General features: G+C 69.8%; 12 protein-coding genes and 1 tRNA gene. 4 read left to right on the forward strand and 9 right to left on the reverse strand.

Features of this window, described 5'->3' with window-relative positions; translation table 11 throughout:
• Positions 1-153: 153 nt before the first annotated feature.
• Both ACFSNB_RS11095 and ACFSNB_RS11100 read left to right on the forward strand, forming a co-directional pair.
• Complete coding sequence (locus ACFSNB_RS11095; RefSeq protein ID WP_377316483.1) at positions 154-618, forward strand: hypothetical protein; 465 nt, start codon at positions 154-156, stop codon at positions 616-618.
• Positions 615-1,247: a nucleotide-binding protein gene (locus ACFSNB_RS11100; protein WP_377316485.1), complete on the forward strand. Its 633-nt coding sequence runs from the start codon at positions 615-617 to the stop codon at positions 1,245-1,247. Before ACFSNB_RS11095 ends, ACFSNB_RS11100 begins: the two co-directional genes overlap by 4 nt.
• A gap of 166 nt (positions 1,248-1,413) precedes the next feature.
• Here the strand turns inward: ACFSNB_RS11100 and ACFSNB_RS11105 are convergent, their stop codons facing one another.
• The 6 genes from ACFSNB_RS11105 to ACFSNB_RS11130 all read right to left on the reverse strand — a co-directional run bounded on the left by ACFSNB_RS11105 (position 1,414) and on the right by ACFSNB_RS11130 (position 7,162).
• Entirely contained in the window at positions 1,414-2,292 is an 879-nt protein-coding gene (locus ACFSNB_RS11105) for a 3-hydroxybutyryl-CoA dehydrogenase (RefSeq protein WP_377316487.1), read from the reverse strand.
• A 68-nt stretch (positions 2,293-2,360) separates the two neighbouring features.
• On the reverse strand, positions 2,361-3,299 hold the full coding sequence (locus ACFSNB_RS11110; RefSeq protein ID WP_377316489.1) for an electron transfer flavoprotein subunit alpha/FixB family protein: 939 nt from the start codon (positions 3,297-3,299) through the stop codon (positions 2,361-2,363).
• A gap of 2 nt (positions 3,300-3,301) precedes the next feature.
• A complete protein-coding gene (locus ACFSNB_RS11115; protein WP_377316491.1) occupies positions 3,302-4,051 on the reverse strand; it encodes an electron transfer flavoprotein subunit beta/FixA family protein in 750 nt (249 codons plus the stop codon).
• A 203-nt stretch (positions 4,052-4,254) separates the two neighbouring features.
• Positions 4,255-5,289 carry a hypothetical protein gene (locus ACFSNB_RS11120; protein ID WP_377316493.1) on the reverse strand — a complete coding sequence of 345 codons (1,035 nt, stop codon included), beginning with the start codon at positions 5,287-5,289 and terminating at the stop codon, positions 4,255-4,257.
• Positions 5,279-5,671 (reverse strand): MarR family transcriptional regulator, encoded by a 393-nt coding sequence (locus tag ACFSNB_RS11125; RefSeq protein ID WP_377316495.1) that lies wholly within the window; start codon positions 5,669-5,671, stop codon positions 5,279-5,281. Before ACFSNB_RS11125 ends, ACFSNB_RS11120 begins: the two co-directional genes overlap by 11 nt.
• Before the next feature lie 93 nt (positions 5,672-5,764).
• On the reverse strand, positions 5,765-7,162 hold the full coding sequence (locus ACFSNB_RS11130) for a leucyl aminopeptidase family protein (protein WP_377316497.1): 1,398 nt from the start codon (positions 7,160-7,162) through the stop codon (positions 5,765-5,767).
• A gap of 132 nt (positions 7,163-7,294) precedes the next feature.
• On the opposite strand from ACFSNB_RS11130, the gene ACFSNB_RS11135 reads away from it, so the two are divergent.
• Positions 7,295-7,912: a glutathione S-transferase family protein gene (locus ACFSNB_RS11135; protein ID WP_377316499.1), complete on the forward strand. Its 618-nt coding sequence runs from the start codon at positions 7,295-7,297 to the stop codon at positions 7,910-7,912.
• A 46-nt stretch (positions 7,913-7,958) separates the two neighbouring features.
• Positions 7,959-8,042 (forward strand) — tRNA-Leu (locus ACFSNB_RS11140).
• A gap of 835 nt (positions 8,043-8,877) precedes the next feature.
• Here ACFSNB_RS11140 and cas2 read toward each other — a convergent pair.
• From cas2 to cas4, 3 genes are read right to left on the reverse strand one after another with little or no spacing between them, the layout of a single operon-like run.
• The gene (gene cas2, locus ACFSNB_RS11145) at positions 8,878-9,168 is read right to left on the reverse strand and encodes a CRISPR-associated endonuclease Cas2 (protein WP_377316501.1); all 291 of its coding nucleotides are present in this window, start codon (positions 9,166-9,168) and stop codon (positions 8,878-8,880) included.
• 11 nt (positions 9,169-9,179) lie between these two features.
• On the reverse strand, positions 9,180-10,214 hold the full coding sequence (gene cas1c / locus ACFSNB_RS11150) for a type I-C CRISPR-associated endonuclease Cas1c (RefSeq protein ID WP_377316503.1): 1,035 nt from the start codon (positions 10,212-10,214) through the stop codon (positions 9,180-9,182).
• The gene (gene cas4, locus ACFSNB_RS11155) at positions 10,214-10,843 is read right to left on the reverse strand and encodes a CRISPR-associated protein Cas4 (protein WP_377316563.1); all 630 of its coding nucleotides are present in this window, start codon (positions 10,841-10,843) and stop codon (positions 10,214-10,216) included. The genes cas1c and cas4 overlap by 1 nt, the downstream gene beginning before the upstream one ends.
• Positions 10,844-10,886 lie beyond the last annotated feature (43 nt).

Below are 10,886 nucleotides of genomic sequence, written 5' to 3' on the forward strand. Positions count from 1 at the left end.
TTGGGGAGGTCTCCGTCGGTGTCCGCTCGCGCCCCGGCGCGGGCGCGGCATCGATACCAGATAAGGCAGATGTGTGACAGGGCCTTGCCGACGGCAAGGGCGGATGGATTCGGCGCTTGTGCCGAAGGCGGCTCCCTTCTACCCTTCTTGGCCATGACGATCCGCCGCCGCCTGCTTCCGCCTGTCGTTTTCGCCGCCCTGCTGCTGGCGGCCGCCGCGCCGGCCCGGGCCGAGGGCGGGGTGCCCGACAGCGTGCCGGGCGAGGTGGTGGTCAGCGTCTGGAGCTTCGTCACCCCCGGCATGCCGGAAAAGCGCGGCTGCCGCATCCGGGTGGTGGTCGACAACCATACCCCGCTGCCGATCGGCTTTGCCGGCAAGTTCACCGGCAGCCTCAAGGGGCAGGTGCTCGACGCGTGGCTGGTCTCGACCAGCGGGATCCCCCCCAAGGGCAGCGCCGAACGGCTTTATTCCTGCGTGATGCGGCCCGACCGGCTCGAACTGACCGCCGACAGCCCCTACGGCTATCCCCAGACCTGCGAGGTGTCGGGCCAGAAGGTCAATCCCTGTCCGTTCAAGGCCCGGGTGGTGTCCAATGCCAAGGAGATCGTCCAGCCGTGAGCCGGGCGCCCCTCACCATTCTGGTCGGCAACCTGAAGGGGGGATGCGGCAAGACCACGCTGGCGACCCATCTCGCCGCCGCCCTGGCCGGGCGGGGGCTGGTCACCGCGCTCGGCGATTGCGACCGTCAGGCCTCCAGCTTGGCTTGGCTCGGCCGGCGCGCGGCCGGGCTGCCGCAGATCCTCGGCCTCGATTGGGCCAAGCAGGTCGAGTCGGTGCCCAAGGGGCTCGACCGGCTGGTGATCGACGCCCCGGCGGCGATGCATCACAAGGACGTCGAGGATCTGATCGACATCAGCGACATCGTGGTGGTGCCGGTGCTGCCCGGTGCCTTCGACCAGGACGCCACCGCCCGCTTCCTCGACCGGCTGGCCAAGGTCAAGGCGGTGCGCAAGAACAAGCGGGTGGTGGCGGTGGTCGGCAACCGGCTGCGGCCCGGCACCCGCGCCAGCGAACAGCTCGACCGCTTCTTCGCCGGGCTCGGCTTCCCGGTGGTGGCGCGGCTGCGCGACACCCAGCTCTATCCCGCCGCCGCCGCGCGCGGCAGCAGCCTGTTCGAAAGCCCGGAAGGGCGGGTCAAAAGCTATCTGGCCGAATGGGCGCCGCTGCTGGCCCTGATCGAAGGCTGATGTGGGCTCCGCCCACCCCCGCCAAGGGCCGAAGGCCCTTGGATCCCCTTCCTTGCCCTTCGCGCGGCCAAGATCCGCGCCCAAGCTGAAAGGCCGTTCCGTGCCCGACCCCCAAGGGGTTCCAAGGGCCTTGCGGCCCTTGGCGGGGGCGGGCAGAGCCCGCTGATCAGCGGGTGGGAACCGGGGTTTCGCCGGAATAATCGTAGAAGCCGCGCCCGGTCTTGCGGCCGAGCCAGCCGGCCTCGACATATTTGACCAGCAGCGGGCAGGGCCGGTACTTGGTGTCGGCGAGGCCGTCATGCAGCACCTGCATCACCGCGAGGCAGGTGTCGAGGCCGATGAAGTCGGCCAGTTCGAGCGGCCCCATCGGATGGTGGGCGCCGAGCTTGAGGGCGGTGTCGATGCTCAGCACCGAGCCGACCCCCTCATAGAGGGTGTAGACCGCCTCGTTGATCATCGGCAGCAGGATGCGGTTGACGATGAAGGCGGGGAAATCCTCGGCCGAGACCGGCTGCTTGCCGAGTCTGACGGTCATTTCCCGCACCACCGCGAAGGTTTCCTCGGCGGTGGCGATGCCGCGGATCAGCTCGACCAGCTGCATCGCCGGCACCGGGTTCATGAAGTGCATCCCCATGAAGCGGGCCGGGCGGTCGGTGGCGGCGCCAAGGCGGGTGATCGACAGCGACGAGGTGTTCGAGGCGATCAGCGCGTCGGGGCGCAGCACCGGACAGAGTTTGTGGAAGATCGCCCGCTTGATCGCCTCGTCCTCGGTGGCGGCCTCGATCACCAGATCGCAATCGCCGAAATCGGCGTAATCGCGGGTGGTGCGGATCCGCTGCTGGATCGCGGTCTTGTCGGCTTCGGCCAGCTTGCCCTTGCCGACCGCGCGGGTAAGGAAGCGGTCGATGGTGGCGAGGCCGCGTTCGAGGGCGGCATCGTTGACGTCGAGCAGCACCACCGGATAGCCGGCGGTGGCGCAGACCTGGGCGATCCCGCTGCCCATCTGCCCCGCACCGACGACACCAATCTGGGAAATGTTGGTCATGGACGTGATCTCCGCGTCAGGGGGGGGCTGGGGAATGGCCGGCCCCCGATGGGAGCCGGCCGTCGGGGTCAGGAGGTTTTGAGGGCGGCGGACAGTTCCGGCAGGGCCTTGAACAGATCGGCGACCAGACCGTAATCGGCCACCTGGAAGATCGGCGCTTCCTCGTCCTTGTTGATGGCGACGATCACCTTCGAGTCCTTCATCCCGGCGAGATGCTGGATCGCGCCCGAGATGCCGACCGCGATGTAGAGGTCGGGGGCGACGATCTTGCCGGTCTGGCCGACCTGGAGGTCGTTGGCGACGAAGCCGGCATCGACCGCGGCGCGCGAGGCGCCGACCGCCGCGCCGAGCTGGTCGGCGATGGTTTCGAGCAGGTGGAAATTGTCGCCCGACTGCATGCCGCGCCCGCCGGAGATGACGATGCGGGCGCTGGTCAGGTCCGGCCGTTCCGACTTCGACAGCTGGGCCGAGACGAAGCGGGCGCGGGCGGCCGGGGCGGCGACGCTGACCGCCTCGATCGTGGCGCTGCCGCCGGTGGCGGCGGCGGGGGCGAAGGCGGTGGTGCGCACCGTCACCACCTTGATCGGGTCGGTCGAGCGCACGGTGGCCAGGGCGTTGCCGGCATAGATCGGGCGGACGAAGGTGTCGGCGGCGACCACCCCGACCACGTCGGAGATCTGGGCGACGTCGAGCAGGGCGGCGACGCGCGGCAGCACGTTCTTGCCGGTGGTGGTGGCGGGGGCGAGGATCGCGCCGCGGCCGGGGGCCAGCGCCACCAGCACCGCCGCCAGCGGCTCGGCCAGCGGATGGGCCAGCGCGTCGGATTCGGCCACCAGCACCTTGGCGATGCCGGGGATCGCGGCGGCGGCCTGGGCGACCGGGCCCACCCCGGCGCCGGCGACCAGCAGATCGACCTCGCCGCCGAGCTGGAGCGCGGCGGTGACGGTGTTGAGGGTGGCGGGCTTCAGCGCGCCGGCTTCGTGTTCGGCCAGGACGAGAACGCTCATCGTCAGATCACCTTCGCTTCGGAGGTCAGCTTTTCCACCAGGGTGGCGACGTCGGGAACCTTGATGCCGGCCTGACGCTTGGCCGGCTCCTCGACCGACAGGGTGATCAGGCGCGGCGCGACGTCGATCCCGAGCTGCTCCGGCGTCAGCGTCTCGATCGGCTTTTTCTTGGCCTTCATGATGTTGGGCAGGCTGGCATAGCGCGGCTCGTTGAGACGCAAATCGGCGGTGACCACCGCCGGCAGGTCGAGCGCCACGGTCTCGAGGCCGCCATCGACCTCGCGGGTGACGGTCGCGGTGCCGTCGGCCAGCGACACCTTCGAGGCGAAGGTGCCCTGCGGCCAGCCGAGCAGGGCGGCCAGCATCTGGCCGGTCTGGTTGGAATCGTCGTCGATCGCCTGCTTGCCGAGCAGGATCAGGCCGGGCTGGTCGCGCTCGGCCAGCACCTTCAGCAGCTTGGCCACCGCCAGCGGCTGCACCTCGGCATCGGTCTGGACCAGGATGCCACGGTCGGCCCCCATCGCCAGCGCGGTGCGCAGGGTTTCGGTCGCCGCCTGCGGCCCGACCGACACCGCGACGATCTCGCTGGCGATGCCGGCTTCCTTGAGCCGGACCGCTTCCTCGACGGCGATCTCGTCGAACGGATTCATGCTGAACTTGACGTTGGCGGTCTCGACGCCACTCTTGTCCGCCTTGACCCGGACCTTGACGTTGTAATCGACCACCCGTTTGACCGCGACCAGAACTTTCATGCTCGAGAGTACCCCGCAGGCATCCGCCGGGCGGCCGGTTGCGGGGCCGCCGGGCAAAATTGGTATTGCAATGCAAAATATAGCCCGGTGCCAAGCTTGTCAACGCCACCACTTTTGGCGGTGTGCCGCCGGGGCCTCGGCAGGCGCGGGTTGACGGGCGCGGACGGGAGAGAGGGGGCGGGGCGGCCGGGGCCGCGCCGCGCTCAGGCCTCGCTCACGCCGTGCTTTTCGACGTCGCGGATCAGTTCGATCCCCTGGATCATCTCGGTCATCATGAAATCGGCCCGCTTGATCGGCCCGCCGGAATTGGGGCGGGGGAACATCCGGGCGAAGGCGCTCATCTTGACGGTCAGGCCGCACAGGGCGGCGCCGATGGTGACGTGATAGCGTTCGACCATGGTGCGGATGGCGCGAAACTCGTCCTGATTGATGTTTTCCCACATCTCGCCGGTGCGCTTCTCGAACACTTCGAGCCGGCCGGTGATCGAGGCGCTCATCGAATTGATCACCTCCTCGATCATGTCGCAGGTCTTCATCAGGTTGACGTTCTGCTTGAGCTGGAAATGGCTGCGGATCGGCGACAGCGAATCGACGCAGGCGGAGAAATAGGGTTCGAGCCGGTCGAGGCAGTGGCGGAAATAGCTGAGCGACATGAAGGTGTCGCCGTAATCCTCAAGGAAGCGCGGCACGTCGAACACGTCGATGTTGAGGCTTTCGGCCATGGTCATCAGCCGCTGGCGCGCCTTCTTGACGTCGGGGTCGCGGAACAGCTTCAGCAGGTCGTCGTAGCTCTCGATCTGGATGTCCTCGCCCGAATAGATCATCTTCATCAGCGGGCGGGTGAACATGATCATGTAGCGGGTCAGCTCGGCCGATTTCTCGGGCGACAGCTTGAGCGCGGCGAAATCGTTGACGGCGATGCCGTGCTCGCGCAGCGAGATGCGCAGGCTGTAGACGTCGTAGCTCGGCAGCAAGGCGAGGCGGCGCAGCACCATCAGGTCGGGATGGACCTGATCGGCCGGCCAGCCGAACATCGCCGGCAGTGCCTCGACCTCGACCTGGCCCGAGCCGGTCTGGACGTCGGAAAAAATCTCGACCACGCTGCGCAGGCGGACATTCTTGATCAGCCGGGCCGATTGCAGCGCCGGGGTCTGCAACGGAATGATCGACAGCGGCAGGACGAACAGGGAGTCCATGTCGCTGTCATTGATCGGTTTCAGGCCATCGTCATCGTACATGGTGGACGCTATCCCCCCTCGGGTCCGCCGGCTCCGGGTCGGCCGCGGCGGCGGCGGTGACGATGATGTCACCGAATTCCCTCAAAAACACCGTGCCTTTGACGGTGCGTTCAACAAGAACCGAGCGGCGGTCGTGATCATCGACCGCGCGCCTGATCAGGCCGAAGGCGCTCAACCGGTCGAGCGCCCGGGTGATGGCCGGTTTCGAGACGCGGAGACAGGCCGCAAGGCCGCGCACCGTGTGGGGCGGCTGTTGCAGGTAGACGGTCAACACCAGGGCCATCTGCCGCGCCGACAGGTCGGGGGCATCGTGGCGCACGCTCTCGACGATCGCGCCTCGCCACAGATCGAGCGCCTGGACCGGGGTGAGGCCGATACTCATCGCGAGCCCGATCTCATTTACGTCACGGCAACACTCTAGCCGCCGCCGCCGGCCCCGACAATCGCCGATTCCGTGCCCGTCCCCCGCTTTCGCTCAGGACCCGGCCGGGGCGGCGACGCGGGCGGCGACCAGCGCGAACAGGGCGCGCAGCGCCAGCGCCTCGCCCCCCTCGGGCCGGCCGGGGCGGGCGCGGCCGTTCCAGGCCAGCACGTCGAGATGGAGCCACGGCACCGTCGGCGGAACGAACTCGGCCAGGAACAAGGCGGCGGTGATCGCCCCGGCATGCGGTCCGTCGGACACGCTGGCGAGGTCGGCGACCTTGCTGTCGAGCAGGCGGCGATAGGGGGCGAACAGCGGCAGCCGCCACAGCGGCTCGCCCGCCGCCTCGCCCGCCGCCAGGATCTCGGCGGCGAGGGCGTCGTCGCGGCAGAACAGCGCCGGCAGATCGGGGCCGAGCGCCACCCGCGCCGCCCCGGTCAGGGTGGCGACGTCGATCAGCAGGGCCGGGTCCTCGCTGGCGGCCTCGGCCAGGGCGTCGGCCAGGATCAGCCGGCCCTCGGCGTCGGTGTTGCCGATTTCGACGGTCAGCCCCTTGCGCGAGGGCAGCACGTCGAGCGGCCGCATCGCCTCGCCCGATACCGCGTTCTCCACCGCCGGGATCAGCACCCGCAGCCGCACCGGCAGGCCGGCATCCATGATCATCCCGGCCAGCCCCAGCACATGGGCGGCGCCGCCCATGTCCTTCTTCATCAGCTTCATCGAGGCCGACGGCTTGAGGTCGAGCCCGCCGCTGTCGAAACAGACCCCCTTGCCGACCAGGGTGACGCGCGGCGCGGCGGGGTCGCCCCAGCGCAGGTCGATCAGGCGCGGCCGGCGGGCGGGGGCGGCGGCGCGGCCGACGGCGTGGATCATCGGATAATTCTCGGCCAGCAGCCCGTCGCCGACCACGCTGCGGCAGGAGGCGCCGTGGCGGGCGGCGAGGGCTTCGGCGGCGGCGGCCAACTCGGCCGGGCCGAGATCGGCGGCGGGGGTGTTGATCAGGTCGCGCACCAGCTCGACCGCCTCGGCGGCGCGGCGCACCCGGGCGCGGTCGGCCCGCTCCGGCCACACCAGCAGCGGCGCGGGCGGGCGCGGGGCGGCGCGGTAGCGGTCGAAGCCGTAATCGGCCAGCCGCCACGCCAGCGCCGCCGCCTCGGCCGCCGCCGGTTCCGGCTCGGGGTCGAGCCGGTAGCGGCCGGGCGGCAGGCGGGCGGGCAGGGCGGCGACGGCCCACGGATCGTCGTCGGCGATCCCGGCCAGCATCCGGGCGAGGCGGCCGTCGGGGCCGGGCAGGGGGGCGAGGGCGCCGGGCTCGGCGGCGAAGCCGAGCGACTCGACCCAGGGGCGGGCGTCGGGATGGTCGGCCAGCCAGCCGGCCAGTTGGTCGCGGCGCAACGCCACCAGCGGGATTGCCGGCGCGCCGGCCTCGTTGTCGACCAGGGTCTGCCGCAACTTTCCTCTCCTCCCGTCGCTTTGTCGGTCGGCCCAGCATGGCCGAGAGCGGCGCGGGAGAAAAGAGGGCTTGGCGGCGCCGAACGGCGATGCGACAGTCGCCTTGTTCGCGGTGTGGCGAAGGAGGATGCGATGGGATTGACCCTGGTGATCGGGACCAAGCGGTTTTCCTCCTGGTCGCTGCGGCCGTGGCTGGCGCTGAAGGCCACCGGCGCGCGGTTCGAGGAAGTCGAGATCGCGCTGCGCCAGCCGGAGACCAAGGCCGAGATCCGCAAATGGTCGCCGGCCGGCAAGGTGCCGGTGCTGATCGAGGGCGGCCTGACGGTGTGGGACTCGATCGCGATCTGCGAATATCTGGCCGAACGCTTTCCCCAGGCCGGGCTGTGGCCCGACGCCGCTGCCGCCCGCGCCGTCGCCCGCGCGGTGTCGGCCGAGATGCATGCCGGCTTTCCGGTGCTGCGCCAGCGTTGCCCGATGGACCTGTTGCTTGACGCGCCGCTGACCGAGTTCCCCGACGATCTGGCGGCGGAGATCCGCCGGCTCGACGCGCTGTGGGTGGAATGCCGGACCCGGTTCGGCGGCGACGGGCCGTTTCTGTTCGGCCGCTTCACCATCGCCGACGCGATGTATGCCCCGGTGGTGACCCGCTGCGCCACCTACCATCTGCCGCTGAGCCCGGAAGCGGCGGCCTATCGCGACGCGGTGCTGGCCTGGCCGGCGTTGCAGGCATGGCGCGCCGCCAGCCGTTGAGGGCGATTGACAGCCCGCCGTCACAACGGAAAGATACCGGCCCCCGGGGGGCGTGGTGAAACGGTAAACACAGACGACTTAAAATCGTCCGGCCTCGGCTTTGCGGGTTCAAGTCCCGCCGCCCCCACCAGCTTGAAAATGAAATGTTTTCCGCCGACCGGGAAGGAAGGCTCACCCGTGGGGTGAGCCTCGGGCTGCCGCCCCGACCCGCCCGGGGCGATGCCCCGGACCCCCTTCGTTATTGATGATCAAAAGAAAAGAAAGTCCGAGCCACCAACTCGGGCGGAGAAACCTGTGCGGTTCCGAATGGCATCGGCAATCGCGTGGTCCTTTCAACCCACGCCCCCGCGTGGGGGGCGACGCGGGTGGCAGGTCGCCGGGGCCAACCTCCCCCGGGTTTCAACCCACGCCCCCGCGTGGGGGCGACGCACCGACCAGCGACGGCTCATCGCTGTGACCACGTTTCAATCCACGCCCCCGCGTGGGGGCGACCACCGCCCTCATCGGCGGCGCGGACGGGGGCGGGGTTTCAATCCACGCCCCCGCGTGGGGGGCGACGATCCCCCCGCCCGGCTCTGACCACGGGGCAGGTGTTTCAATCCACGCCCCCGCGTGGGGGGCGACGCCGGTGTTGGCTCCGGCGGTGATGGTCAGCGCGCCGTTTCAATCCACGCCCCCGCGTGGGGGGCGACGGGCCTCGCAGGCGGCGGCGACGGTGGCGGGGGTGGGTTTCAATCCACGCCCCCGCGTGGGGGGCGACTGTCCTGAAATAACAGATTGTGCTGATTGAGAGAATCGCCGCATTGGCGCGAACCGGCGGGAGACCGGCCGGTTTTGGGGCGACGGCCCGGGGCTGGGGCGTCAATGATTCACGATGTCAAAGAGTTAGCCCTGGTGCGAACCGTCCGGGGAGTCCCGACACGCTTGGGGTTCGCACCGGATCGTTCCCGTGGGATCACCCGCGCTTACAGGATCAGAGGCCCGTTCAGATCGACGGCCGGTTTTGCCCCGACATGATCGACGCGACGTTGCCAGTTCGAGCCGAGGAAATAATAGCGCAGGCTGTCGGACGCCGGATTGATGATGGCTTCCAACCGGGCTTTCAGGCCGACCCATTGGGCCGGATCGACCTCGATTTCGAACACGGAATTCTGCACCCGTTGTCCATAATCCTGGCAGGCCCTGGCGACCTTGCGCAGCCGGCGGCTGCCGCCCGGATCGACCGTGCTGACGTCGTAGGTGACCAGGACCATCATCGGCGCCTCCCTTATTTCCAGAACCAGGGCGGATAGGCATCAAGGTCGCCGCGCAGATGGCGGGCCAGCAGCAGGGCCTGGAGATACGGCACCAGTCCATGCGGCACGGCCTCGCCCAGGAACGGGTGCTGACGTTCCTCCTTCTTGCGGTCCTGCCACGCGGTCAGCACCGTCTTGCGCCCTTCGTCGCCGAGCAGAACGGCCCCGCCGTCGTGGTACTCGAAATCCTCGGCCCGAAGCTGGCGGCGATTGATCAGCGAAAGCGCCAGACGGTCGGCCAGGACCGGGCGCAGTTCCTCCATCAGATCAAGCGCAAGGCTGGGCCGTCCCGGCCGGTCGCGGTGCAGGAAGCCTACGGCGGGGTCCAGTCCGACGCTTTCGGCGGCGGCGCGGCAATCGTGGGTCAGCAGGGTGTAGAGGAACGACAGCAGCGCGTTGGTCGGATCGAGCGGGGGCCGGCGCGACCGGCCCCGAAACGCGAACGCGGCGTCGGGGGAGCGGATCAGGTGAGGGAACACGGCGAAATAGAGCGCGGCGGCCTCCCCTTCCGCGCCGCGCAACGCGTCGGTGTCGCCGGTCGCGGTCTCCACCCGGCGCAGGATGTGGGCCATCCGCTCGGTCGCCTCGGCCAGGGCGGCGCCCTGCGCCGGGGTCTGGTCGGCGCCGTGATCGCGCATCGCCCGCATCAGCACCGAGCGTTGGTTGGCGACCTTGCCCATCACCAGGCTGCGGACGATCTCTTCCGGCTGCTCCGATGCCCGGTATTGAGCGCGGCGGAGCAGGACGTTGCCGCTGACCGGCCTCTCGACCCGGGCCTGGAAACGTCCGCCGCGATCGAGCAGCACGATGGTGATGCCGTTCGCGGCGCAGGCCTGGATCAGGGCGGGGGAGAGGTAGATGCCCCCGAACACCACCACCGAGGCCAGCATGTGCAGCGGGACCCGGCCTTTTTCCGTGCCCTCGACCTCGACCACCAGGGTCTCGCCGTCCTTGCGCAGGCCTGCCCCCGGGGTGGTGACATAGACCGTGTTGAGCAGCTTCTTCATCACCTCTCCCCGTCATCGGACAGCAGGGCGGCCAGCATCCGCTCGCGCCATTGCCGGGCGGGGCGGGCGGCGGCCTGGGGACGGCACAGATCAAGCAGGGAACAGGCCCGGCAGCGGTCGCTTCGGAACACCGGTGGCGGGGTGCGCAGGGTGGCGAACATCGCCCGCAGGTCGGCGATGGTCGCTTCGGTCAGGGCGCGCAGCTCGGCATCGAAGGCGACCGCGACCCGGCGTTTGGTCTCGGCGTAATAGAGCGCGCCCTCGGGCACCGTCCGCCCGGTCATCTCTTCCAGGCACAGCGCCTGGGCGCACAATTGGACCTCGTCGGCGCGATGCGGCTTGGGCTTGCCGCGTTTGTATTCGACCGGAAACGGCGTCTCGCTGCCATCGGCGGCGCGGCGGAACTCGACCAGATCGGCCACGCCGGCGATCCCCAGCCGGGGCGCGGCCAGGGGCAGCGCGGTCACCCGGCGCACGCCTCGCGCCTTGCGCTGGTCGCCCCGGTCGGCGGCGAGGTGGAGCTGATGGCCCTCGGCGGTGAAGCGGTTGTCCTCCCACAGCCGTTCGAGATGGATCAGCGCCGCCTGCCGCCGGCAATAGACCGCATGCTGAAGCGCGGACAGCGGGATGGGCTCGCCCTCCCGCTCGTCGTCGCGCCCCGGCGCCGCCGCC

The sequence above is a fragment of the Phaeospirillum tilakii genome (assembly GCF_042683125.1).
GTDB lineage: Bacteria > Pseudomonadota > Alphaproteobacteria > Rhodospirillales > Magnetospirillaceae > Phaeospirillum > Phaeospirillum tilakii.